Raw genomic sequence first — 24,156 nt, 5'->3', positions numbered from 1 at the left:
TCGGACCCTCAATGACCAAGCGCCCGATCTTGCGTTTCGCTCCCTCGCCCAACGGCCTTCTGCATCTGGGCCATGCCTATTCCGCCCTGCTCAATCAGGCGCACGCCGAACGTGCTGAGGGACGCCTGCTGCTTCGCATGGAGGATATCGATACCACCCGCTGCCGCACGGAATACGAGGATGCGATCTGCCGCGATCTTTCCTGGCTGGGACTTGAATGGAAAGAGCCTGTTCGCCGGCAATCGGAGCATTTCGATGCCTATGGCGAAGCGTTGAGACGGCTCGACGAGATGAACCTCATCCGCCGCAGCGTGGCGAGCCGTCGCGAGATCCGCGAGGCGGCTGCAAAGGCCGCGGCCACGGGGAAGCCGTGGCCGCGTGACCCGGATGGAGGCCCGCTCTTTCCCGGCGATGAGGCGATTCTGGAGCCCGCCGAAATAAGACGCAGGCTTGGCCGGGAACCGCAGGCAATGCGGCTCGATACGGCTGCCGCCCTCGCACACCTCGGCGAGGCTCCCCGCTGGCACGAAACGGGGAGCGGCCACGGGGAGGAAATCGTTTCGGATCCACTTGCCTGGGGCGACGTGGTTCTCGCGCGCAAGGAAACGCCGACGAGCTATCATCTCTCCGTCGTCGTCGATGACGCGCTGCAGGGCATCAGCGAAGTCGTCCGCGGCCGCGATCTCTACAATGCCACGGCCATCCACCGTCTGCTTCAGGAGCTTCTCGGCCTGCCGGTGCCCGCCTATCACCATCACCGACTTGTCCTCGATCCCGCGGGACGCAAGCTCTCCAAGTCGGTCGCCTCCACCAGCATCGCCGAACTGCGGGAAAGGGGAGCAACACCGTCCGATATTCGGCTTATGGTCGGTTTCGCGGACGGAGGACTGAGCGACCTGATCCTTGGCGGTTGAGAATCTCAACCTGCCACGGCGCCCCCGTCGGCCCGCGGATCATGCGCCCCGAGCAATTGCCCGTCGGCACCGCGAACGATCATGCCCGCATGACCCATCGTGTCCGAATACGCGTCCTTCATCACCACGACCTCATGTCCCGCCCGTTCCAGCGCCGTTACCAGATCGGGATCAAAACGGCTTTCGACACGCAACGATGTCGTCTCGTCGCCCCAGGTACGGCCAAGCAGCCAGCGCGGCGCATCAATGGCCACGCTGATGTCCTGTCCGTGCATGATGGCTCGGGAGAAGATCGCGGCCTGGGTCTGCGGCTGGCCTTCGCCACCCATGGTGCCGTAGACCACGGTCCGCCCGTCATCGAGGCGCGCCAGTGCCGGATTGAGTGTGTGGAACGGTCGCCGCCCCGGCTGCAGCGGGTTCAACGCATCCGGATCGAGAGAAAAGCTTGCACCGCGATTCTGCATGAGAATTCCGGTGTGCGGCGACACGCAGCCCGACCCGAACTCCCAGTAGATCGACTGGATGAACGAGACCGCATTGCCCGCCGCGTCGATGGCTCCGAGCCAGACCGTATCGCCTTCGCTCGCCGGCTCCGGCCAGGGCGCGGCTCGGCGGCGCTCGATCTTGCCCACTTCGCGATCAAGCCAGTCCGCCCCGAGGAAATCGGCAGGATTCACCTCCATGTGCGCAGGATCGGTCACGACCCGGTCTCGCACGAGAAAGGCCCGTTTGGTCGCCTCGACCAGACCATGGATATGATCAAAACTCTCGGCCCGGCTCACATCGAGCCGATCGTAGAGACCAAGAATGATGAGAGAGGCGAGACCCTGGGTGGGCGGAGCGGAATTGAACAGCTGCCCGGTCTTGATCCGCGTCTGGAGCGGAGAGCGCACACGCGCCTCGAAATCCTTCAGGTCGGCCCGCGTGACCGGCGAGCCGAACGCCTCCAGATCATTGGCCAGCGTCGCCGCTACGTCGCCCCGGTAGAAATCGTCGAACCCCGCATGGCCAAGATGATCGAGCGTATCGGAAAGGCGCTCCTGACGCAGGCCGGCGCCCTCCGCAGGAGGTTTTCCGTCCGAGAGGTAGATCCCCGCGAACCCGGGCTGGTTTTCGAGTTCCGCAAGCTTTTCGGCTGTCAACGCGGCCTGACTGCGCGACACCACTATACCTTCGCGCGCACGCCGCCGCGCATCGGCGAGCAATTCGCCGACGGGCAATCCACCGCCCAGATGCATGGCGATCTCGTAGGCCTTGGCCCATCCGCCGACCGTACCAGGAACGGTGAGTGCGGAAAGCGGCCCCCGGGTGGGAACAGTCTCGCACTCTGCGTTGCGGTAAGCCTCGATGGAGGCGTTTCGACCGGCCGGACCGCACGCATCGATATACCAGGGGTCCCGGCCCTTCGGCGCGATCAGCCAGAAGCCGTCGCCGCCGATGGCGTTCATATGCGGATAGACCACCGCGATCGTGGCGGCAGCCGCTATCATGGCGTCGACCGCCGTTCCGCCGGCGCGAAGCACTTCGGCGCCGGCTTTCGCGGCAGCCTTATGTGGCGCGACCACCATGCCGGCGGTCGAAGTGATCGTCTCCATGAAAATCTCCGGGTACGCAGCCTGGGCCTGAAGCGTCAGTCGTTGGCGGGTTCCATCTATGCACCAGCTACGTCATCCGGTGAAACCCGAAATCGGGAATAGCATCTTAGCCGTAAAGCATGCATTGCTCGGGCACCGATATGATAGCAGGCACGGGCCAGGGTGACGGCTTCAGGCCGATTTTACGGGAAACGATTCATGACGGCTCGCAACTACTGGATCGCAGGCATTGCCATCATGGCCGCCACCGCCATTATCCTGCTCGCCATGGGCCGGATCCCCATTTGCGAATGCGGTTATGTGCGTCTGTGGTCACCGCCTGCGGATCTTGCCGGCAATTCTCAGCACATCGCCGACTGGTACTCGCCGTCCCACTTCATTCACGGCCTTCTGTTCTACGCAGCACTGTGGCTCTTGCTGCGCTCCCGTCCGCTCGGGAGCAGGGCTCTGATAGCACTCGTTATCGAAGCCGCATGGGAGATCGTGGAGAACAGCCCGTGGATCATCGATCGCTACCGCGAGGCCACCATCGCGGTCGGCTATACCGGCGACAGCGTGCTCAACTCGGTCTGCGACATTCTTTTCATGCTGATCGGTTTCCTGTTCGCCGCCCGCATGCCGGTGTGGTTCTCCGTTGCCATCGCTATCGTTCTGGAACTGCTGGCATTGTGGGTGATCCGGGACAATCTCACGTTGAACGTGATCATGCTCGTCCATCCCGTCGACGCGATCCGGACATGGCAGGCTGGCTAGGGCTTGGCCCCATGCCGCTCTCATTCATGGGCCCCGCGCTAAGGCACATTCGTGCTTCTCAAGGCGCGGCGACGCCTCATGCGCTTGCGGATGCCCCGGCTGCCAGCAACGGTTGCGCGCGTACCAAATAGACCGACAAGCAGTCCCACGAGCGCCGAAACAAGACCCTCAATGGTAACCGGGACAGCCGGCTCGAAATCGCTCGCGGTGGCCCGCACGAGATCGGGATCCGCCTCCCCGACCAAGGCGTTCAGGCGCGCAAAGGGACCGCCCCGTTCCATCGCACGCCATTGGGCGATGAGGCGGTCGAGCCGCGTTATGGTCCGCTCCATGCTTGCGGCCCGCCGCCGCGCAAAACTGTCTCCACTCGATTCGAGCCGGGCAATTGCCTCCTGAGGAGAGAGGTTCTCGGCCTCGGCATCTCGGCGGAAATCGGCGACGACTTCGCCAAGTGCGTCGATCGCACCGGCCAGTCTCTGGCGGTACTGCTGGGCGAATTCAGGAAACTGGGACGTAAGTGTCCCCATCACGAGCGCAATAGCCAGTGTAACGGTGCGAACGATCATGAGGCCCCTCCCCGGCCTGCCCTCGCCACCTTTCAAGACCCGTTGAGGCGTGTCTCTTTCAGGGCATTGCCAATCTTTCTCAGGGCAAGGCGATAACGCCGCCGGCCCCCTCCTCGGTTCCAAAGGCGAGCTTCATCCCTTCCGCGCTCCACGAAAGCGCGGAAATCGCCCCCTCGCCCGGACGGCGCAAAACACGCTCCGCCCCATCCTGGAAACGGCTGACGAGCACCAGTCCGTCCTGATAGCCTATCGCGATTGCCTCTTCCTCGGGATGGCATGCAACCATGGTGACCAACGCGTCTTCGCCGCGCGCACCAAGCTGCAGCGGCTCCTGCCCCATCGGCCCGGACTTGCCCGCGAAAGGCCACAGGATCGCAGCCGCAGCACCCGACGTTGCCAGATACTTGCCCCGTGCAGTCCAGGACATCGACTTCACCTTGGTCGGATAGCCGGTCATGCGCATGTCCTGGCCGTCGGAAAGCCGCCAGCCGTGCAGGGCATTCTCCTGCATCGAGGTCACGACATACTTTCCGTCCGGCGACCAGATCACGGCATTGTGAGCGCCGGCCCAAGTCAGCTCCACCGGCGTGCCGGCTGTATTGACCCAATAGAGCGTGGCCCCGCCGTAGCGCGCCATGGCGAGCCGCATCCCCTTCGGCGCGAAGGCCAGTCCGCCCACAGCCCTTTCGATGGCGAATTCCTTTTCCACCCCGTTGCGATCGCGGGTCCACGCGGCCCGTCCGCTGGCGAAGGCAATCGCGCCATCGGGCCCCGTGGCGAGGATATCGATCCATTTGCGAGGCAGCTCGGCCAGAACGTCCAGCGTTCCGTCGGCGGCGATCCGCACCACGCGGCCGTCATCCCCGGACGTGACCAGGCTCTGCCCTTCGCGTGCGAGACTGGCGGCAAGGACAGATCCCTTGTGCGCCTGGACAACCTTCGGCTCCGGCCCGATCAGGTGAACAGCGCCGTCTCCAAGCGCGAAATAGGCGATATCGCCAAGAAAGCCGGCGGAAACAACGAAAGCGGAGAAAGACTGGGGTGCGATTGTGGGCATGGCTGATCGGAACGATGTCGGAAAAAGGGGTAAAATCGGGCTAGCAGTCTCTGCGGATTAGAGCAAGCCGGCAGAACCGCTGCGGCGATCTCGTCGGATTATGCGTCGGGGCCTGACGCACTCGGTTTTGCGATACCGGAACCACGGCCTGCGATCAGCCAATAAACGAAGCCCCCGACAAAGCCGGCGGCGAGAAAGAGGTTCCAGTCCGGCGGCAGTCGCGTGGAACCGGCCTCTGGCACCCGGGTGGCGACCAGAAGCGCTATCGCGATCAAACCGCCCACAAGCACATGGTAGAGGATGGAACGAAGCCTGAGGATTTCGGCCACCAGGATCGCGAGCGCTGCGGGTACGAAGGCCAGTCCGCCAATGATGCTCGCGCCGACAGTCGCAACGACGAGACGGGTGACCATATCGGCGAGATCGGCGAACTGGCCCGACGCCTGGTAGTCATAGACGAAAAGATCGTGGCCGACCTGCCAATGATCGAAGACCCAAGCCGCCGGCACCCAGCCCGGTACGGCGAAGGCAAGGAAGAAGCTTGCCGCAACCGAAGCTAGGCAAAAGGCAAAAACAATGGCGAAGAGCCTGCCGAAGACGTGGAAAGCGTCCATGCAGCCGCCGTCAGCTTCCGGCCGGAGCAGCCGGAGAGGGCTCGACTGGTTGTTCGCCCGCCGTTACCTGTGCGGCCTCCAGCTTTTCACGCTCGCTCCGTTTCAGCCGTTCCGACTCGCTCTTCAGCTGGCCGCAGGCTGCGAAGATGTCACGGCCGCGTGGCGTGCGGATTGGCGAGGCGTAGCCCGCCCGGTTCACATAATCGGCGAAAATCTCGATCTGCTCCCAATCGGAACAATCGTAGGGAGACCCCGGCCAGGGATTGAACGGAATGAGATTGATCTTGGCCGGAATGCCCTTCAGGAGCTTCACCAGCTCCTTGGCGTCGGCAAGCGAATCGTTGACGCCCTTCAGCATGACGTACTCGAACGTGATGCGCTTGGCGTTGGACAGGCCCGGATAAGCCCGGCACGCATCGAGAAGCTCCTTCAGCGGATACTTCTTGTTGATGGGCACGAGTTCGTTGCGCAGTTCGTCGCGTACAGCATGAAGAGAAATCGCCAGCATGCAGCCGATTTCGCTGCCTGCCTTTTCGATCATCGGCACCACACCGGAGGTCGAAAGCGTGATCCGCCGCTTCGAAAGGCTCAGCCCCTCGCCGTCGGAGGCGATCAGGAGCGCCTTCTTCACTTCCTCGAAATTGTAGAGGGGTTCGCCCATGCCCATCATGACGACATTTGATATCAGGCGCCCCTCACCCGGCACGATCGCGCCTTGAGGCGTGTCGGCTTCTGGGAAATCGCCTAGCCGATCGCGCGCGACCATGATCTGGGCGATGATCTCTTCCGATGTCAGATTGCGCACCAGCTTCTGTGTGCCGGTGTGACAGAAGGAGCAGGTGAGCGTGCAGCCGACCTGGGAGGAGATACACAGCGTGCCGCGCCCCTCTTCGGGGATGTAGACGGTTTCGATCTCCACCGGCTTGCCGGCGCCCCGGGAAGGAAAGCGCATCAGCCACTTGCGCGTACCGTCGACCGAGATCTGTTCCAGCACCAATTCCGGACGCGCCAGCGTGAAGGCGTCATCGAGCCTTTGGCGCAGCTCCTTCGACACATTCGTCATCCGGTCGAAATCGGTGAAGCCACGCACGTAGATCCAGTGCCAGAGCTGGGAGACGCGCATGCGGACCTGCTTGTCCGGCACGCCAATACTCAAGACCGCCTCAGCCAGTTCGCGCCGCGACATGCCGAGAAGCGAGGGTTTCGCGCCTGCGGATGCAACAACGGGCGGTCGCGCCGTTATGGTCCTGCCAGCTGGTCGCGTCTGGGTCAGATCGAGGGATACCGCCATCGGTTCTCTCTTTGAAATCCGCTACTTGTTGGATACGTGGTGAATCGGCCGCATGGCAAAGGGGCGGCGACTGTCCGTCACCGCCCCGAGCCGGTTTTCTCTATATATCGTTTTTTGCCGCGGATGCGAGTCCCGCACCCCACGAACGCGCTGTTCGGCCAGCCTACTGGCAGGCCTTGTCCGCAGCGTTGATGGCCGCCGTCACCCCCGACAGGGACACTGTGTAGGAGGTGTTGGTATTGCGTGACGACACGCCGGAGAGCTTCATCGAATGACCGGCCTTCATGGCCGTTACCAGACGCTGCTCCTCCGCGGCGTTCTCCACCCAGGAACCGTCGCCCTTGGTGAACATTGCGAACTTGGTGCCGTCGATATCCACCGCTACGGACGATCCTTCCTTGAACGGATACCCGACCAGGAAGCTCGGTTCGTCGCGGACATTCTCACCAGGCCGCGTCGAAACGAAGAAGAAGACTTCACCGTGGTTGCGGTCTGCGGGCTGCATGTCGGTGGGTTTCGACAGGGCGTAGCAGACCTTGCCCTTCTGTCCCGCATGGGCATATGCGGCCCAGTCGTTGAACGTGCTCAGGAGGGAGGGGGACTGCGCGTTCGCGGCAGCGCCCGAGAGAGCGAGGGCCAGAATGGCCGTAGCCAGCATACGTGCTTGCATCATCTCCAAACCGCTTATCTTGATTAAAATCGGGCCGGCCGATTTCATCGGTCGTAAACCTCAATCAAAGGTTACCCGAACTTGGGTTACGAAAGGGTTGACCTTTTCTTTGGCCCTCCTCGCCGGAGGTACGGACCGTTTCGGTGGGTTCGCGCCACGCTGGCCCGAGAATTCTGGCAAGAGTGTGACTTTCGAGCAACTCAGCCGTCGAGCGTCCGTCGCTTCTTGCCGGTGCGCGTGATCGGACCACCGTGAACATGCTCCACCAACTCCGCGCGCGGAGCACCGCCGACAAGCGGACGTTCGGCGAAACGTCCCATGGTCCGCACCCTGTCATACATGACGATCGCCCCCGCGGTCGCCACATTGATGCAGAAACCGGTCGGGATGCGGATCACGTGGTCGCATTGCGCGAGCATTTCGGGAGAAAGCGATCCGCGCTCCGGCCCCAGAACATACGCCGCCTTGAGCGGATGCCCGAAACTCGGCAGGTCGACAGCATCGTCCGTCAATTCGATCCCGACCAGTTTGCAACCACCGGGAAGCTGCATGTCCTCGATCGATTTCCACGCATAATACGGCGTGTGATCGGGCGTACGTGACGTGTCGGACGGCGGCACACGCCCGAGACGCTTGTCCGCATCAACCGTAAAGACGAAGGCGGCCCCGAACCCATGCGCGGTGCGTATCAGGTTTCCCAGGTTCATTACCTTGGAGACACCCTCAATTCCGATCGCGAAATAACCGCGCATACAAATACTTCCCGGTTCAATCCAGCATTGTGCCCTATTGGCAGGCCGGCATTTGCGGCCTCTGGGCGGCCCGATATGGTTAACGAAATCTTCCATTATCGCCGGCCCCATGATACCAGCGGAGGGGGATCTACCGAATAACGGGCTGAAACACAAATGAAGGCCGTTCTCTGCAAGGCCTACGGGCCGCCAGAAGCGCTTGTCGTCGAAAATCTCCCCGATCCCGGGGCAGGACCGGGAGAGGTTCTGGTGGAGGTCAGGGCGGCGGCGCTGAATTTCTTCGATACGCTCATCATCGAGGGACGTTACCAGGTCCGACCCGAAATGCCGTTTTCGCCCGGCGCGGAACTGGCCGGGGTGGTCATTGCGGTCGGCGATGGCGTCACGCGCGTGAGCCCGGGGGACCGGGTCGTTGCCTATACCCGCTTCGGCGGCTGCCGCGAAAAGGTCGTCGTCAGCCAGGACGACGTCATTGCTATGCCGCAGGGCGTCTCGTTCCAGGTCGCGGCCGGGATCCTCGTCACCTACGGAACGACGCTGCATGCGCTGCGCGGACGAGCGCAATTGCGCGACGGCGAAACAGTCGCCGTGCTGGGAGCTTCAGGGGGCGTCGGTCAGGCGGCGGTTGAAATCGCAACGCTTCTGGGCGCCCGCGTCATCGCCTGCGCTTCCTCATCGGAAAAGCTCGAATTCGCCAGGCGCTTCGGCGCGAGGGAAACGGTCAACTACGCCGAGGAAGACCTGAAGCTCAGGCTCAAGGCGTTGACGGATGGAAACGGCGTCGATGTGGTTTATGACCCGGTTGGCGGTGACTATGCCGAACAGGCGCTGAGAGCGACCGCCTGGCGCGGGCGTTATCTCGTCATCGGTTTCGCATCGGGGGCGATCCCGAAAATTCCGCTCAATCTTGTTCTCTTGAAGGGGTGTGACGTTCGCGGTGTCTTCTGGGGCGAAGCGATCGTGCGCGAACCGGAGGAACACTGGGCAGACGTAACCCAGCTTCTGGACTGGGTCGCGGATGGCAAGCTCAAGCCCCATATCCATGCCGTCTATCCGCTCGAACAAACGGCACAGGCATTGGGCGAGCTCGCAGAGCGCCGAGCGCGCGGCAAGGTCATCATCGAACCGTGAGACAGACCGTCACGGAGCTTAGATATCAGGCGTAGAGTTTGCTGCGATCATCATCAATCACGCCAGCCAGAGCCAGCGAAACGGCGCGGCGGATGTCTGCCAGCGAAAATGGCTTGGTCACCACGTCATGGACCAGAGCTTCGAGATTGTGAGCTCGTTCGCGTTGATCGGCGAATCCGGTCATCAACAGAATGCGCAATGATGGCCAGTCGCGGGCGACGACAAGCGCCAGCGCGATCCCGTCCATCACCGGCATCTTGATGTCGGAAAGCAGCAGATCGAAGTCGCCACCGGCCTGCTTGATGACGTCGACGGCCTGTGCGCCGTCTTCGGCAATTTCCACCGTATGGCCGTCGAGTTCGAGTGCCCGCTTCACGAAGGAGCGGACCGCATCGTCGTCCTCGGTCACCAGTATCCGTGCCATCCTCAACCTCCTGTCCGGTACGCCGATCCTGGCCGGCGTCGGAACGTCTGGAGCTACTGTTATCCGTTCACGCGAAACAGAATGCCCCAGTATTTCTTTCCATCGTGTTATTGCGCCGATTCGAAAGGATCGGCGCCAGTCAAGGCAATTTTGAGGCTTACTGCTCAGCCTCCGCCAGACAGCCGATATATGGAAGCTGCCGGAAGGCATGTGCCGCATCCATTCCGTAGCCGACAACGAACTTGTCGGGGCAGGTGAACCCGACATAGTCCGCCTGGAGATCGGCCACCCGATGGCCAGGCTTGTCGAGAAGCGCCGCGATGGCGACTGACATCGCCCCGCGCGAGGCGATAAGGTCCCGTGCGTAGGAAAGCGTGCGTCCGGACTCAAGGATATCGTCAACCAGAAGAACGTCACGACCCGACACGTCGCTTTCGATATCGCGAAGGATCTCGACCGTGCCGGAAGACTTGGTTCCGGCACCATAACTCGACAGATGGATGAACTCCATCTCCGGGGCGAGACCGGCCCGATGCATCGCACGAATCAGGTCGGCTGCGAACACGAAGCTTCCCTTGAGAACGGCGACGACGAGCAAACGTTGTGGTTTTGCAGCCGCTATGGCGTGCGCGATGGCATCCACTCGTTCGGCAATGGCGTCCTCGTCATAAAGGACCGCGATTTCTTGATTGGTCGTCATGTGCGGGTTCGGTTCTCAGATATCTGTCTGGCGCTTGGTGCGGTCGGTGAAACGAAGAAGAACGTCGGAAGCAATATCGGGCGGAGAGGCCAACCTCGTGCTGAAACGCAAGGTCTGGCCGGCGCGCAGCCAGAGCTGCCGCGGTTCCACCGTCCAGGCGTAGATCTCCTGCGCATCGCTGCTTCTCAGCGCCAGCCGGATTGCCGGGACATGCGCGGACGTATTACGGATATTTTCGACAGTGCCTTCCACTATGAGCATGGGCGCCCCCTTCTCGTATTCGCGGAAGGTGCGCAGATCGCGGAACTCCAGTCCGCGCAAATTCACGTCGAGACCGACGGAGGCATAAAGGTCTGCGAGATTCGGAGCAGCACGCACGACCGGTTCTCGAAGCATGATCATGGCCACCGAAAGGACGATCGAACCGGCAAACAGAACGAGACCCATGGCCGCGCGCATTTGCGGCGAGACCCGGTAGCGTGCTTCCGCGCGCGGTCCCTTCCTGCGTCCCCGCGCCCTGGGCTCCCCTCCAATCTCCGACTCGGCGCCATCGATCGGTTCCTCGTCGTCCTCCCCGTCCCGTTCACCCTCAAGGACCGGGTTCGCCGCGATCGCGCTTTCCCAATCGTCCTCCTCGGCAGCCGTATCAGAAGCAAGATCCTCCTCCGCCTCTTCCTCCGCGCCGGCAAAAGCCCAGTTGGGATCGTTGTCGAGTTCTTCCTGTTCGCCGTCGTCGTCGCTTTCGGTACGGTCTCCGTCGTCGTCGCGAGCGTCCGCTTCGGGATCGAGGGAGACGGCACCCTGGTCTTCACTGTTCCAGGATTCAGCGTCTTCATCCTGGTCATCGAGGATTGTTTCAGGATCGATACGCCAGGTGTTGCCGCAGCGAGAACAGCGCACATCCCGACCGCCCGGCGCAATGTTGGTTGCTCCGACCTCGTAGGTTGTGCTGCAGTTCGGACAGACGATCTTCACGTCCGAATCACTCCCGCATCCGCGTTGGGGCGCCCGATTTCAGGCGTTTCACGCAACTTCCCGCCGCCGGAGCCACGACGTGCCCGGTATGCGAAATCGCGCACGACAGGGGACGCGGATATCTTTAATGAAACGTTAACCGGGTTGCCCGCACGGAATTTGCTTGTTGATGATTTTTCCGGCACGAACGACCACACGCTTGTGAACTGTGAAAGCCCGAGAACCCCGTCTGGCGAACAATAGCATGTATGACGTCGCGTTCCTTTGTGAATTCCCCATATCAGTAGTCTCGCGGCCTGCTGTCACGCGCGCCTGCGGCGCCGCGATGTCAGAAGGGACGCGCTCATGATCCGGTTCGAGAACGTGGGACTACGTTACGGGATGGGACCCGAGGTCTTGCGCGACATCAGTTTCAGGATCGAGCCACAGTCCTTTCAATTCCTGACGGGCCCTTCCGGTGCGGGCAAGACAAGCCTGATGCGCCTCCTGTTCATGGCGCTCAAGCCCACCCGCGGTCTGATCAAGGCGTTTGGCAAGGACACGGCCACCATCTCGCAACGCGAGCTGCCTGCCGTTCGTCGCCGCATCGGGGTCGTGTTTCAGGATTTTCGTCTTCTGGATCACCTGACGACCTATGAGAACGTGGCGCTTCCATTGCGCGTTCTGGGACGGGAAGAAGCCCAATATCGCGCGGATGTGATAGAATTGCTGAAATGGGTGGGGCTTGGAGAACGCATGCACGTTCAGCCTCAGGTCTTGTCGGGCGGGGAGAAGCAACGTGCCGCCATCGCCCGCGCGCTCATCACGAAACCGGAAGTGCTGCTCGCCGACGAACCCACTGGCAATGTCGATCCGCCGCTGGCACGCCGCTTGTTGCGGCTCTTCATCGAACTCAACCGGCTGGGGACATCGGTGATCATCGCCACCCACGACTTCTCCTTGATGGAGCAGATCGACGCCCGCCGCCTCGTGCTGGCCGATGGCCGCCTGACCATTTACGAATGATGCCGCGTATGAGCAAGGCACCGACCAGACAGCCTCAAAAGCCCACGCCGGCCGGCCGCGACGATGCCCGCGCCGCGCGCGAGCCTGGCCCCACCGCAACCAAGTCGAGCCCGCATGGGTCCGGCGACACCGGAACGCGCGGTATGGATGAAGGCAGAAAGGGTCGGCCGAGCCCGACTGGCACGAAGCGCAAGAAGCCAGTGAGGCGTGGCCAGGGCAAGACGGGCCGGCCAGGCATCCGGCCTCCAGCGGCTATCGTTCCGCAACAATCGGTCGCGGGCCGCGCATTGACGCTCGTCGTCGCCATTATGGCGTTTCTCGCCTGCCTGACCGTCGGTGGCGTAACGCTGGTCAGCGATGCCGCGCATGACTGGCAGAACGATCTGGTGCGCGAGGTGACGATCCAGATCAAGCCGATAGACGGCGTCGACATGGTGCGTGAAATCGACAAGGCGATCGCGCTTGCCCAGGAATTTCAGGGAGTGGGCGAGGTGCGCGCACTGTCCGACCAGGAAACCCGCGCTCTTTTGCAACCGTGGCTCGGTTCGGGGCTTGACCTCAAGTCGCTTCCGGTTCCACGGCTTGTCGTCGTGGAACTCACCAAGCCCGAGATCGTCGATTTTCGCGGCCTGCGCGACGCGGTTGCCTCCGACATCAAGGGGGGAAGCCTGGACGACCATTCGGTCTGGACCGAGCGCCTCGCCTCGATGGCCGGCGCCGTCGTCTACGGCGGCATCGTTATCCTGATCCTGATGCTGACCGCGATGATGCTGAGCGTTGTCTTCGCGACCCGTGCCGCCATGGCCGGCAATCGCGAAGTCGTGGAAGTTCTTCATCTGGTTGGCGCGGAGAACAGTTTCATCGCTCGGGAATTCGAGCGTCACTTCCTTTGGCTCGGCCTGAAGGGCGGGTTCGCAGGCGGTGGCGCGGCTGCGGCGACTTTCCTTGTCTTCAATCTCATGACGGCCCGCGACACGGGATTTGCCGGGGCCGATCAGGTGGCGGCGCTGGTCGGCGGCGCCGATATCGGCCTCACCGGTTATCTGGGGGTTGCCGGTGTCGTCGTCCTTGTGGCGTTGCTAACCGCCTTGACCTCACGCATCGCGGTGCACAATCATCTGATGCACATGGAATAGAATGATACACGCTCAGGCTTGATCATTTGTACGGGGGCCCCCGGGATGCCGGGATCTCGCCGACAGTAGCCCGGGTTGCGTCGAGACAAGATTGTCCGGCAGCGTGGACTGGAGCGCTGTTGCAGGTCTTCTTGCCGCAGATTCGCCCCGTCTGGGCCAGATATTGTTAGCATGATCGGAATCACCCAGACCGAGCTCCGTTCACGTGGAGATGAAACGCTGCTCTCGCCCCCGGACATGTCCAAGCTCAACGCAACAGATCGCCGGCACAAGCGTGGCCGGAAAATCGCTTTTGCCCTTGTGGCACTGGCGGGGACGGCGGTTGGCCTGTTTGCCGGCGGATACATCCTGTTCGCCATTCACGTTGCTTCATTCGTCGCGGATCCCAAGGTGACCGCCGACGGTATTGTCGTGTTGACCGGCGGCAGGGAGCGCGTATCGGGGGCTCTCGAACTTCTGGAGGCAGGCCGCGCCAGGCGATTGCTGATCTCCGGCGTGCATCCCGCCACGACTCCGCGCCAGATCATGAAACTCACCGAAAGCGGCAAGGACATCTTCGACTGCTGCGTCGATCTGGACCGGCGCGCCAAGGACACGATCGGCAACGCCACCGAAAGCCGCAAATGGGCGGAAAAGCACGGCTACAAGTCTTTGATCGTCGTGACCAGCGCCTACCACATGCCCAGGGGCATTCTGGAATTGCGCTCGGCCATGCCGCACATGCGTTTTCTGCCCTACCCCGTCTTCGCCGCCGACCTCAACCTCCCGCACTGGTATTTGAAGCCTGAGACCATGAAGCTTCTCATGCGAGAGTATGTGAAGTATATCGTCGCGTGGCTGCGCGCAGGTGTCGAACCGCCGGCACGCAGCGATATGTCCGCCACGTCGGCATCGACCGCCAAGCCTTGATGCCGGCCCCGTAGCGACGGGATACCTGGCCCAGCCCGAGACCGCTTCCAATGGTGCTATTGCGCTCCGCGCTGTTCAATATCTGCTTCTATCTCTACATCGTCGTCGCGCTGGTCGTTTACGCTCCGGCGTTCTTTCTGCCGCGCAGGGTTGGCTGGCCATTGATCGTGCTATGGGCCCGTGCCAGCCTGTGGATGCTGCGCGTGATCGCGGGCATCAAGATCGAGGTCCGTGGCCGCGAGAACATTCCCGATGGCGGGTTCATCGTGGCGGCGAAGCACCAGTCGGTTTGGGAAACCTTCGCCCTCCTCACCCTTTTCCCCGACCCCACCTTCATCCTCAAGCGCGAGCTGACGTGGCTGCCTATCTTTGGCTGGTACACGATGAAGATGAAGATGATCCCGGTTAACCGCGGCAAGCGGTCGGCGGCGCTGCGTGCCATGACCGCCGACGCGCGCGAGGCGATCGCCGAAGGGCGGCAGATCCTCATATTCCCGGAGGGGACCCGGCGTCCGGCCGGCGCCGAACCCAATTACAAGTTCGGCATCGTCCATATCTATCGCGAACTGAAATGCCCGGTATTGCCCGTTGCGCTCAACTCTGGCCTGTTCTGGCCTCGACGCACCTTCAAGCGCTATCCCGGGACCGTGGTCATTGACATACGGCCACCTATCGCTCCCGGTCTGCCGGGCGAGAATTTCGTCTCTGCGTTGCAAGGATCGCTGGAAGAAGCGACCGACACTCTCCTTCTGGAGGCCGCGAAGGCGGACAACCCGCCACCGGGCGCGCGCGCCATCGCCGCGCGCATTGCCGAACGTGGAAAGCACTGAAAGAAACCGCACGCCAGGCGGTAACGCGCAAAAGCGTGATTCTAATCACGATTCCCGGCCTTGCCTTCGCTCTGCCCAGATCCCAAGTAATGTGGACATGTTGTGGTCAACTAGTGGATAACGCTTGACGACCACCTTCACGCGTTCATAATTTGTTCTCTTTTCGGGGACATGATGGGAACCATGGGTCGCATCGAACACGATGCTCCGCGTGCCGCCGAGGCACTGGGGCTGGTCGAAACCTACACCTATCTTCATGGAGCTTCCGGCAAGAGGTATCTTTTCACCTCGGTTCCGGAGGACGGCCTGCGCGATTATCCCGGCGCGGTTGCCGTGATGACCGCCGCCAGCCCCCGTCATGACCGTATCTTCTGGATCGGCGAGGTCGATGCCCAGGGCTTTCTGCACGGTTCGTCGCTCGGCCGCAAACCGCACCGCCTCCATACCCTTGTCCATCTTTTGGCGCGCGATGCCGACAGCCGCCGGCAGGTCATACGCGATCTGCGCAACGAGGTGGAAACAGTGATACCACGCCGCCCGCCACGCGCCGCGGCTGAATGATCAGGCTGCCTTCTCCAACGCATTAGAGGTTTCGTTCAAGGCCTGCCTGGGTTAAGCGGTGCCGTCCGCCCATGCGACGATCACAACCGCGTCTTCAGCCCGGAGCCAATCTCATGTCCGATCCGATAGAACCCTTTCTTGGCACCTGGATTCTCGATGTCGAGGCTAGCGACTTCGAGCAGAGCGCGCCTCCTCAGGCGGGAAGCTGCCGGATCGACACGGAAGGGCAACGGCTCGTATTTCACATGCTGGCGCTGGATGCCAAGGGAGAAACGACAGAAGCCGAACTCAAGGGAGTGCCGGACGGCAAGCCGGTAAAACTCGAAGAGAGCGGTCTTGTCGATGCGATGGTGCTCTATTTCCGTCCTGACGGTGCTCTCGTTTCCGAGGCGCGCCGAGGCGGCGCCGCATTGATGACAGCGGCTCGCAAGATTTCCGACGACGGTCGGACGATGACCATAACTCAGACCGTTCATCTGCCCGACGACACCAGTCCGATCGACACCGCCGTTTACAGGCGAGCCCAGTAGGCGCGCCGCCATCGTCAGGCAGCGCGGATTGTCTCAAGAAAGCGATCAACCTCGCCGCGCAGGCGCTCGGCTTGCGTCGAGAGTTCCTCTGCGGAGGACTGCACCTGGGTTGAAGCCGCGTTTGTATCCCGCGAAGCCTCCGAGACGATCACGATATTGCTGGAAACCGATTGGGTACCGGCGGCCGCTTCGGAAATGTTGCGCGCAACTTCCTGGGTGGTCGCGCCCTGCTCTTCCATTGCGGCCGCTATCGCACCGGAGAGCGTCTCCAGTTCATCTATGACCGAACCGATTTCGCCGATCCCCGACGCCGCCGCATTTGTTCCCTGTTGAATTTCCTCAATCAGCTTCGCGATATTCTCCGTCGCGCTTGATGTCTGACCGGCGAGCTGCTTGACCTCACCCGCCACGACCGCAAAGCCCTTTCCGACTTCTCCTGCACGTGCGGATTCAATCGTCGCATTCAGCGCCAACAGGTTGGTTTGGGATGCAATGTCGGAAATCATCGACACCACTTCTCCAATCCGGTCCGTCATTGCGGCAAGCGCCTGCATCTGTTCCGTCGTCTTGCCGACCGCCGCTGCGGCACGGCCGGAAACGCTCGAAGCGCGGGCGACCTGCCTATTGATTTCGGCGACCGATACCGACATTTCCTCCGTGGCGCTTGCCACCGTTTGAACGTTGGCCGCCACCTGCTCGGCGGCTGCGGCGACCGAATTGGCTTGCTCATTGGTATTCTGCGAAGAGCCGTAAACCTGGGTGGCCATGCCATTGAGCTGGGTCGATGCAGAGGAGACCGTACCAACGATCTGTCTGACGCTTTCACTGAAGGAATCTGCGAGATTTTGCATCAGTGATCGCTTCTGCGCGCGCGCACGCTCGTCCTGCAGCGCTTGTTCGGCGACAAGTTCCCTGTTTCTGACGGCGTTGGCCTTGAAGACTTCAACCGCGCGCGCCATGTCGCCGATCTCGTTGGAATTCGCGGTATTTGGAACGTCTACCGACGTATCCCCGTCCGCGAGCACGCGCATGGCGGATGTCAGGCCACGCACCGGCCCGGTAATGCTCCGACCGATCACATAGCCCAGGGCGCAAGCCATCAGAAAGACCGACACGGCGGAGTATACGAACATTTGCCGGGTCCACCCCCGCGTTTTGGTCAGTTCGGCTTCTGCCGCCTGGCTCCCTGCGGCCGCAGCTGCAAAGACAACATCGAAATCCGGCCTCAAGGCGCCAAAGATCGTACTAAGGACCTCAATATTGGCCTCAAGTTTCTTGGAAGTTTCTGCATATTCGTGGAAGCCGCTCTGATATTCGTCCATCTGACGGGTCAATTCCGTCTTCACCGGATCGGGCAGCGGCGCCGTCTTCAACAGGGCGTCAAACTCGCGCCTACGCTCATCTATGCGGCTGATATACTTGTCGTTGCCGCGCAGCATGAAATCCTTTTCGTGCCGCCGCATCATCAGCATCTTGACGGTGAGCACATCGAGATTGGCCGTATCAATGGCCTGCTCAACCGCATGAACGGCAGCACGCAGCCGACCCTGCAAGCCTTCGTCCTCATTCAGCCCAAGCTTCGTGTAACTTTCAGAGACCAACCCGAATTGGTTATTCAGTCTTTCGATGCCGGCGTCGAGCGCCTTGAGTTGAGCCTCGATGGAAACCGCCACAGGAAGCGCGGCGATATCGCCGATCGTCTTTCTGACCGCAGAGACCTCATCCTGGTAGGCTTCGGCATATTTCATGTCCTTACGCAGAAGAAAGTCCTTTTCCCTGCGCCGCATTTGCAGTGTTCCGGTTCGAAGCTCCTGGGAGAGTTGAGCAAGATGAGCGAATTCGAGTTGCCTCGACACCTCACGCGCCACCAGTCGGTCTCCCGCAAAATAAACGGCAACCAAGACGATGGCTGCGATGACGGAGAGTGTCGCAAGCGCATGCACACGCGTGCCAATCTTTATGTCGGAAACACGCGAGAAGATCGAATAAAACATACCAAGTCACTGCCCATCTCATTTTTCACGGAATAGATATGAGATAGATAAATGAAAAAATACCTTATATTAGAAAATTAAACAACCAATTTACTTTGCTAGTGAAATACATCTAAACTATAATACTAACGAGCAGTCGGTCCAAGCACCCTCACAAATGCCAGCAGGGCAAATGGTGCAGTTGACTTTTCGCGGGATTGCGGTCATGAGAACGCCACAGGAAACACGGTTCATTTCGCAATGATGATGCTGCGCCCCGACGCCCACTCTGCGATCGACATTACCTGCCGCGCTGCGCGCGGCGGCCTCCGTGTTGCCCTCTCCAAAACGACGAAAACGACCGCCACGACGACCGTCTGACGGTGCCGCTCGTCCCGCGCTCCCCGGGGTCGAGGGGCGAGATGAGCCGGCCGACCTGTCGGGTCGCGGCTTTCAGGGGAGAGAAAACGGCATCGGAACCGCAAGATCTGACGGTTCCTATCAAATCTCAGGAAGGACGCATCAGCATGGGTTACAAGGTCGCCGTAGTCGGCGCGACAGGCAACGTCGGACGCGAAATTCTGGCTATTCTCGCCGAGCGCCAGTTCGATGTAGACGAAGTCGTCGCCCTCGCCTCCCGACGCTCGCAGGGCACGGAAGTCTCCTTTGGCGACAAGACCTTGAAGGTCAAGGCGCTGGAGAACTACGATTTCAAGGGCACGGATATCTGTCTGATGTCCGCCGGCGGCTCCGTTGCCAAGGAATGGGCCCCGAAGATTGGCGCCCAAGGTTGTGTCGTCATCGACAATTCGTCAGCCTGGCGCTACGACGCCGACGTACCGCTGATCGTTCCGGAAGTGAATGCGGACGCGATCGTCGGCTTCAACAAGAAGAACATCATCGCCAACCCGAACTGCTCCACCGCACAGCTGGTCGTCGCCCTGAAGCCTCTCCACGACGCCGCCACTATCAAGCGCGTCGTCGTCTCCACCTATCAGTCGGTTTCCGGCGCCGGCAAGGATGCGATGGACGAACTTTTCGACCAGACCCGCGCAATCTTCGTCAATGACCCGATCGAACCCAGCAAGTTCACCAAGCGGATCGCCTTTAACGTGATCCCGCACATCGACGTCTTCATGGAAGACGGCTACACCAAGGAGGAATGGAAAGTCCTGGCCGAAACCAAGAAGATCCTCGATCCTGCGATCAAGTTGACCTGTACGGCGGTGCGGGTGCCGGTTTTCGTCAGCCATGCCGAGGCGGTCAACCTGGAGTTCGAGAAGCCCCTGAGCGCCTCCGAGGCGCGCGAGATCCTGCGTGAGGCTCCCGGCTGCCTTGTCGTCGACAAGCAGGAGGACGGCGGCTACGTCACGCCTTACGAGGCGACCGGCGAGGACGCGACCTACATTTCGCGCATCCGCGAGGACGCAACCGTTGAAAACGGCCTGAATCTCTGGGTTGTCTCGGACAACCTGCGCAAGGGCGCCGCGCTCAACGCCGTTCAGATCGCGGAAGTTCTGGTCAATCGCGGCCTGCTGAAAAAGCAGAACGCGGCCTGATACTCTTGCAGTGGCCGATTGCAAGCGTCTATCGGCGTTACTGTAAGGTCTGTTTTTTGCTTTCGTATTTTCAATATCTTGGTGCCAGTCTGGCTTACGGTAAGCTCGACTGGCACCAAAGTACTATTTTTCCCGCCCTTGTCTTCGCTAGGCTCTGACTTGCTGCCTTTCGCAGCCAAACAGGAGGAAGCGAAATGAAGACTTGGAAAAAGCCGACCATGACAAGCGTCGAAGCCGGTTTTGAGGTCACACGCTACATGCCCGCCGAAATCGGCACTTGCGGCCGCAAGAAATAAGAGCGGACGAAGAGCCGTGAAAGCCCGGGTTCTCGGCTCCGCCGCAGGCGGCGGATTTCCGCAATGGAACTGCAACGCGGCGTTGAGCCGGGCCGTTCGCCAAGGCCGGCCCGGTCTTCTCGCTCGAACGCAATCGAGCATCGCCACCAGTGCGGACGGCAAGAGCTGGGCCGTCTTCAACGCATCGCCGGACATCCGCAGCCAGATCGCTGCCAATACTGTCCTGCAACCCGACCCGGACGGCGAGCCGCGCCAGACACCGATAGCTGCCGTCGTGCTGACAAACGCCGATGTCGACCACATCGCGGGTCTGCTTTCGCTGCGCGAACGCCAGCCATTTACCCTTTACGCGACGGCGCGCGTCCTGGAGACGCTTGAGGCAAACAGTATCTTCCGCGTTCTCGATCCCGCGATCGTCGTCCGCCGCGAACTGCCCCTGGGCGGCACGACCGAGCTTGCTGGCCCCGATGGCCTGCTCGGAATGAAGGTGGAGACTTTTCCAGTCCCGGGGAAAATCGCGCTGTTTCTGGAAGATACGGGCAAAAAAGGTTTCGGGTCCGAATCGGGAGATACGATCGGCGTGGCCATCCGGCCCTCGGCGACGAACGGCGCGGGCGGCAAGACCTTGCTCTACGTCCCCGGCTGCGCCCGGATAAGCGACGACTTGTCCCAGCGGATACGAGATGCCAGCTGTCTCATGTTCGACGGCACCGTCTTCGAGGATGATGAAATGCGATTGGCAGGCGTCGGCGAGAAGACCGGCGCGCGCATGGGCCATATGTCGATTTCCGGCGCAAGCGGTTCACTCAATGCGCTTCGTGGCGTTGCGGTCGGGCGTCGGATTTACGTCCATATCAATACGACAAACCCGATCCTCGAACCGGGCTCGGCCGCAGAATGCGCGGTCAGGCAAGCAGGATGGGAGATCGGATACGACGGGATGGAGATCGAGCTATGACCGCCCTCGCCGAAGCTTGGAACTGCGTTTTGCCCGAACCCGATGGCGCGGCGTACGACCCAGGCCCCGCCCGCGAGTTCCTTCCCCCAAACAGCCGCGACCGCCCTCTGTCGCCGCAGGAACTGGAACAGGTTCTGCGAAGCGTAGGGGCCGCGCGCTACCATGTGCTGCACCCGTTCCATCAGCGCATGAACGTCGGCGAGCTCTCGTTCGCCCAGATGCAGGCATGGGCCCTCAATCGCTACTGCTACCAGGCTGTCATCCCGAAAAAGGACGCGCTCATTCTGGCGCGTTCGGACGATCCCGCCTTCCGTCGCGAATGGCGCAAGCGCATCGTTGACCACGACGGTGATGACGCGGGTTCCGAAGGCGGCATCCGACGGTGGATCAAGTTGGCCGAAGGCCTTGGGCTCGGCACGCAAATGGTGGTCTCGACCCGCTATGCCCTGCCCGCGACCCGCTATGCGGTTGCCTCCTATATCGACCTTGTCACCAGGCACTCGATGCTGGTCGCGGTCGCCTCTTCGTTGACGGAGATGTTCTCTGGAGCGGCGATTGCCCAACGCGTACCGGCAATGCTCGCCCGTTACGACTACATCACCGAGGAGACACTCGCCTATTTTACCCCACGCCTCACCCAGGCGCCGCGCGATGCGGATTTCGCCCTCGCCTACGTGACCCGCCACGCCGATACGCCGCAACGCCAGGCAGACGCGGTCAACGCACTCATTGCCAAGTGCGACATGCTCTGGGCCATGCTGGATGCCCTGGACCACGCCTATGGCGCACCCCAGCGCATTCCACCCGGTGCTTTCCGGCCGGAGGAACGCTGAGCGATGCGTCCCGAGCGCATAACGATCACGCCGCAATGCCGGCCATGTCTGCCGAGACATGTTCGGCTGCGGTTCGATGATCTGCGCGGCACGCCGATCGTACTTGCACCTGAGAAGGTTCTGTGGCCGGATGAAATTTCTGCCGCGATCCTCAGGCTCTGCGACGGCACGTCGAGCGTCGCCGAAATCGCCGCTGAACTTGCCCGCACCTATGCTGCACCCGTCGAGGAAATCGAAACCGACATTTTGGCCTTTCTCCAGGACTGGAGCGACCGCCTGCTGATTAACGTGAATACGGATCATCGCGTTTCGAAGGCCCGCTCATGACGGTTCAGCCTCCCCTTGGCATGCTCGTGGAGTTGACCCACCGCTGCCCGCTCCAGTGCGGCTACTGCTCCAATCCGCTTGATCTGATGAAGGCTGACCGCGAACTCGCCACATCCCAATGGCAAACAGCCTTTGTCGAGGCTGCGGACCTCGGCGTGCGCCAGGTCCACCTTTCCGGCGGCGAACCGACACTGCGACGGGATCTGGAAGCGCTCGTCTCCTGTCTTTCAGACCACGGCGTCTACACCAACCTGATCACCGCCGCCGTCACGCTGACACGCGACCGGATCGCGACCTTGCGCGAGGCCGGGCTCGAGCACATCCAGGTGAGCTTCCAGGGCGCTCGACGGGAAACGACCGAGCTTGTCGGCCGTTATCGCGGGGCACATGAAAAGAAACGCGCAGTCGCCGCCTGGGCACGCGAGGCGGGCCTGCCGCTGACGATCAACGCACCCATTCATCGCCTCAATATCGGAGAAGTTCCGAATTTCGTCGCGCTCGCGCTGGAACTCGACGCGGAACGTCTGGAGATCGCGAATGTCCAGTATTACGGCTGGGCCTACCTGAACCGCGCCCATCTGTTGCCCGACTATGATTCAGTGATGCGACAGGTGGACTATGTGGAGCGGGTTCGCGAAGACCTCGTCGGTCGTCTCAACATCGATTTCGTCACGCCGGACTACTACGCGGACTATCCCAAGCCGTGCATGGGCGGCTGGGCGGCCGATGCGTTCGTTCTAACACCGGATGGGATGATGCTGCCCTGCCACGCGGCACAGACAATCGCCGGCCTCGACTTTGATCGTGTGACAGAGCGTCCGCTGCGCGAGATTTGGGAGATATCGGACAGCTTCAATCGCTTCCGCGACACCGAGTGGATGCCGGAGCCGTGCCGCTCATGCGCGCGCAAGGACGTCGATTTCGGCGGGTGCAGATGTCAGGCCTTTGCCATAACGGGCGATGCTGCAGCGACGGATCCGAGCTGTATCCACTCCCCCCTTCACGGCGCCTTGCGCCAGATGCCGGAGCCGGGAGAAATCCGGCACCGGGCAATTACGCGCGCCGTCGAAAAGATCTGAGCGACATATCGTACGGGGCGCGGCCCGATCAGACGCCCACCACAACCTGATTGGTTTCCGCGTCGTGAAATAGCGCCGTTTCTGGATCCATCAGCTTGAGTTGACCACTGCGAATGTCAAACCAGGCGCCGTGCAGCGCGAGCCGGTTTTTCGTTTCCAGATCTTCAACCCACGGAAAAGTTCTGAGGTTTTTCAGCGACTGCCGAATACCGGCGAATTCCATCGCCATCTGCGGCTCCAGCCCATGATCGACCGGATTGCAGGCAAGTGTTCGCGCGGCCGGCTGCAGCAGCGTGATCCACTTGCCGATGAAATTACCCGGAGAGAGCGGCTCTGCGTCCTCGGCACGAAACGCGGCGATGCCGCCGCACCGGGCATGGCCAAGCACGACGATATGCTCCACCTTCAGACCATGAACAGCGAATTCCAACGCCGCGCTCGTCCCGTGATAGTCGCCGTGCTCCTCGTAGGGCGGCACCAGATTGGCGACATTGCGCACCACGAAAAGCTCACCCGGCCCAACATCGAAGATGCCCTCGGGGGTTACACGTGAATCACAACAGCCGATCACCAGCACTTTCGGCTTCTGACCGTAGATAGCGAGATCCTCAAGCGCGCGCTTGTTGGGGAGGAAACTCTTGTTCCGATATCGGGAATAGCCGCTGAGGAGATCTGCAGGAAAAGTCATCTGCGCTTGGCCAGTCCCCACCTCATGGCG

At 61.5% G+C, this 24,156-nt stretch carries 27 protein-coding genes; 15 read left to right on the top strand and 12 right to left on the bottom strand.

From position 1 onward, the window contains the following. Positions 1-11 precede the first annotated feature (11 nt). Positions 12-914 (top strand): tRNA glutamyl-Q(34) synthetase GluQRS, encoded by a 903-nt coding sequence (gene gluQRS, locus C8N35_RS06740; RefSeq protein ID WP_107988763.1) that lies wholly within the window; start codon positions 12-14, stop codon positions 912-914. 5 nt (positions 915-919) lie between these two features. Here the strand turns inward: gluQRS and C8N35_RS06735 are convergent, their stop codons facing one another. After that, a complete protein-coding gene (locus C8N35_RS06735; protein WP_107988762.1) occupies positions 920-2,509 on the bottom strand; it encodes a gamma-glutamyltransferase family protein in 1,590 nt (529 codons plus the stop codon). A gap of 198 nt (positions 2,510-2,707) precedes the next feature. Between C8N35_RS06735 and C8N35_RS06730 the strand changes: the two genes are divergently transcribed. Then, the gene (locus C8N35_RS06730) at positions 2,708-3,262 is read left to right on the top strand and encodes a DUF2585 domain-containing protein (protein ID WP_107988761.1); all 555 of its coding nucleotides are present in this window, start codon (positions 2,708-2,710) and stop codon (positions 3,260-3,262) included. 38 nt (positions 3,263-3,300) lie between these two features. Here C8N35_RS06730 and C8N35_RS06725 read toward each other — a convergent pair whose 3' ends face one another. The 6 genes from C8N35_RS06725 to C8N35_RS06700 all read right to left on the bottom strand — a co-directional run bounded on the left by C8N35_RS06725 (position 3,301) and on the right by C8N35_RS06700 (position 8,212). After that, complete coding sequence (locus C8N35_RS06725; protein ID WP_107988760.1) at positions 3,301-3,828, bottom strand: DUF2937 family protein; 528 nt, start codon at positions 3,826-3,828, stop codon at positions 3,301-3,303. Between the two features lie 79 nt (positions 3,829-3,907). After that, a complete protein-coding gene (locus C8N35_RS06720; RefSeq protein WP_107988759.1) occupies positions 3,908-4,885 on the bottom strand; it encodes a WD40 repeat domain-containing protein in 978 nt (325 codons plus the stop codon). Between the two features lie 98 nt (positions 4,886-4,983). Next, complete coding sequence (locus C8N35_RS06715) at positions 4,984-5,499, bottom strand: hypothetical protein (RefSeq protein ID WP_107988758.1); 516 nt, start codon at positions 5,497-5,499, stop codon at positions 4,984-4,986. Between the two features lie 10 nt (positions 5,500-5,509). Further along, positions 5,510-6,790, bottom strand: a complete 1,281-nt coding sequence (gene rlmN, locus C8N35_RS06710; protein ID WP_107988757.1) for a dual-specificity RNA methyltransferase RlmN — start codon at positions 6,788-6,790, stop codon at positions 5,510-5,512. A 163-nt stretch (positions 6,791-6,953) separates the two neighbouring features. Continuing rightward, the gene (locus C8N35_RS06705) at positions 6,954-7,463 is read right to left on the bottom strand and encodes an invasion associated locus B family protein (protein ID WP_211200023.1); all 510 of its coding nucleotides are present in this window, start codon (positions 7,461-7,463) and stop codon (positions 6,954-6,956) included. A gap of 197 nt (positions 7,464-7,660) precedes the next feature. Beyond that, the gene (locus C8N35_RS06700) at positions 7,661-8,212 is read right to left on the bottom strand and encodes an RNA methyltransferase (protein WP_107988756.1); all 552 of its coding nucleotides are present in this window, start codon (positions 8,210-8,212) and stop codon (positions 7,661-7,663) included. A 156-nt stretch (positions 8,213-8,368) separates the two neighbouring features. Between C8N35_RS06700 and C8N35_RS06695 the strand changes: the two genes are divergently transcribed. After that, on the top strand, positions 8,369-9,343 hold the full coding sequence (locus tag C8N35_RS06695; protein ID WP_107988755.1) for an NADPH:quinone oxidoreductase family protein: 975 nt from the start codon (positions 8,369-8,371) through the stop codon (positions 9,341-9,343). A 25-nt stretch (positions 9,344-9,368) separates the two neighbouring features. On the opposite strand, the gene C8N35_RS06690 is transcribed toward C8N35_RS06695, so the two are convergent. The 3 genes from C8N35_RS06690 to C8N35_RS06680 all read right to left on the bottom strand — a co-directional run bounded on the left by C8N35_RS06690 (position 9,369) and on the right by C8N35_RS06680 (position 11,442). After that, complete coding sequence (locus tag C8N35_RS06690) at positions 9,369-9,767, bottom strand: response regulator (protein WP_107988754.1); 399 nt, start codon at positions 9,765-9,767, stop codon at positions 9,369-9,371. A gap of 157 nt (positions 9,768-9,924) precedes the next feature. Then, positions 9,925-10,467 (bottom strand): hypoxanthine phosphoribosyltransferase, encoded by a 543-nt coding sequence (hpt, locus tag C8N35_RS06685; protein ID WP_107988753.1) that lies wholly within the window; start codon positions 10,465-10,467, stop codon positions 9,925-9,927. A gap of 15 nt (positions 10,468-10,482) precedes the next feature. Further along, on the bottom strand, positions 10,483-11,442 hold the full coding sequence (locus C8N35_RS06680; RefSeq protein ID WP_107988752.1) for a zinc-ribbon domain-containing protein: 960 nt from the start codon (positions 11,440-11,442) through the stop codon (positions 10,483-10,485). Between the two features lie 345 nt (positions 11,443-11,787). Here C8N35_RS06680 and ftsE point away from each other — a divergent pair, with 345 nt between their 5' ends. The 6 genes from ftsE to C8N35_RS06650 all read left to right on the top strand — a co-directional run bounded on the left by ftsE (position 11,788) and on the right by C8N35_RS06650 (position 16,413). Then, positions 11,788-12,447, top strand: a complete 660-nt coding sequence (gene ftsE, locus C8N35_RS06675; RefSeq protein ID WP_107988751.1) for a cell division ATP-binding protein FtsE — start codon at positions 11,788-11,790, stop codon at positions 12,445-12,447. Between the two features lie 8 nt (positions 12,448-12,455). Continuing rightward, the gene (locus C8N35_RS06670; RefSeq protein ID WP_210203400.1) at positions 12,456-13,583 is read left to right on the top strand and encodes an ABC transporter permease; all 1,128 of its coding nucleotides are present in this window, start codon (positions 12,456-12,458) and stop codon (positions 13,581-13,583) included. Between the two features lie 171 nt (positions 13,584-13,754). Next, the gene (locus tag C8N35_RS06665) at positions 13,755-14,492 is read left to right on the top strand and encodes a YdcF family protein (RefSeq protein ID WP_210203399.1); all 738 of its coding nucleotides are present in this window, start codon (positions 13,755-13,757) and stop codon (positions 14,490-14,492) included. Between the two features lie 50 nt (positions 14,493-14,542). After that, complete coding sequence (locus C8N35_RS06660) at positions 14,543-15,322, top strand: lysophospholipid acyltransferase family protein (protein ID WP_107988750.1); 780 nt, start codon at positions 14,543-14,545, stop codon at positions 15,320-15,322. 183 nt (positions 15,323-15,505) lie between these two features. Beyond that, a complete protein-coding gene (locus C8N35_RS06655; RefSeq protein ID WP_107988749.1) occupies positions 15,506-15,883 on the top strand; it encodes a hypothetical protein in 378 nt (125 codons plus the stop codon). A gap of 113 nt (positions 15,884-15,996) precedes the next feature. Next, positions 15,997-16,413 (top strand): hypothetical protein, encoded by a 417-nt coding sequence (locus C8N35_RS06650; protein ID WP_107988748.1) that lies wholly within the window; start codon positions 15,997-15,999, stop codon positions 16,411-16,413. A gap of 14 nt (positions 16,414-16,427) precedes the next feature. Here C8N35_RS06650 and C8N35_RS06645 read toward each other — a convergent pair whose 3' ends face one another. After that, on the bottom strand, positions 16,428-18,407 hold the full coding sequence (locus C8N35_RS06645) for a methyl-accepting chemotaxis protein (RefSeq protein ID WP_107988747.1): 1,980 nt from the start codon (positions 18,405-18,407) through the stop codon (positions 16,428-16,430). Between the two features lie 506 nt (positions 18,408-18,913). Between C8N35_RS06645 and C8N35_RS06640 the strand changes: the two genes are divergently transcribed. The 6 genes from C8N35_RS06640 to pqqE all read left to right on the top strand — a co-directional run bounded on the left by C8N35_RS06640 (position 18,914) and on the right by pqqE (position 23,438). Beyond that, positions 18,914-19,945, top strand: a complete 1,032-nt coding sequence (locus tag C8N35_RS06640; protein WP_107988746.1) for an aspartate-semialdehyde dehydrogenase — start codon at positions 18,914-18,916, stop codon at positions 19,943-19,945. 194 nt (positions 19,946-20,139) lie between these two features. Further along, a complete protein-coding gene (gene pqqA, locus C8N35_RS06635; RefSeq protein ID WP_107988745.1) occupies positions 20,140-20,241 on the top strand; it encodes a pyrroloquinoline quinone precursor peptide PqqA in 102 nt (33 codons plus the stop codon). A gap of 16 nt (positions 20,242-20,257) precedes the next feature. After that, positions 20,258-21,199: a pyrroloquinoline quinone biosynthesis protein PqqB gene (gene pqqB / locus C8N35_RS06630; RefSeq protein ID WP_107988744.1), complete on the top strand. Its 942-nt coding sequence runs from the start codon at positions 20,258-20,260 to the stop codon at positions 21,197-21,199. After that, complete coding sequence (pqqC, locus tag C8N35_RS06625; protein WP_107988743.1) at positions 21,196-22,032, top strand: pyrroloquinoline-quinone synthase PqqC; 837 nt, start codon at positions 21,196-21,198, stop codon at positions 22,030-22,032. Before pqqB ends, pqqC begins: the two co-directional genes overlap by 4 nt. Positions 22,033-22,035: 3 nt before the next feature. Then, positions 22,036-22,359 carry a pyrroloquinoline quinone biosynthesis peptide chaperone PqqD gene (gene pqqD / locus C8N35_RS24165; protein ID WP_107988742.1) on the top strand — a complete coding sequence of 108 codons (324 nt, stop codon included), beginning with the start codon at positions 22,036-22,038 and terminating at the stop codon, positions 22,357-22,359. Further along, the gene (gene pqqE, locus C8N35_RS06615; protein WP_107988741.1) at positions 22,356-23,438 is read left to right on the top strand and encodes a pyrroloquinoline quinone biosynthesis protein PqqE; all 1,083 of its coding nucleotides are present in this window, start codon (positions 22,356-22,358) and stop codon (positions 23,436-23,438) included. The genes pqqD and pqqE overlap by 4 nt, the downstream gene beginning before the upstream one ends. A 28-nt stretch (positions 23,439-23,466) precedes the next feature. On the opposite strand, the gene C8N35_RS06610 is transcribed toward pqqE, so the two are convergent. Further along, positions 23,467-24,126, bottom strand: coding sequence for a carbonic anhydrase (locus C8N35_RS06610; RefSeq protein ID WP_107989131.1), 660 nt, complete (start codon positions 24,124-24,126; stop codon positions 23,467-23,469). Positions 24,127-24,156: the final 30 nt, after the last annotated feature.

This window comes from Breoghania corrubedonensis, assembly GCF_003053845.1.
Taxonomy (GTDB): domain Bacteria; phylum Pseudomonadota; class Alphaproteobacteria; order Rhizobiales; family Stappiaceae; genus Breoghania; species Breoghania corrubedonensis.
Note: the sequence above shows the minus strand (reverse complement) of the source record. Positions and strands in the feature narration are given on the sequence as shown.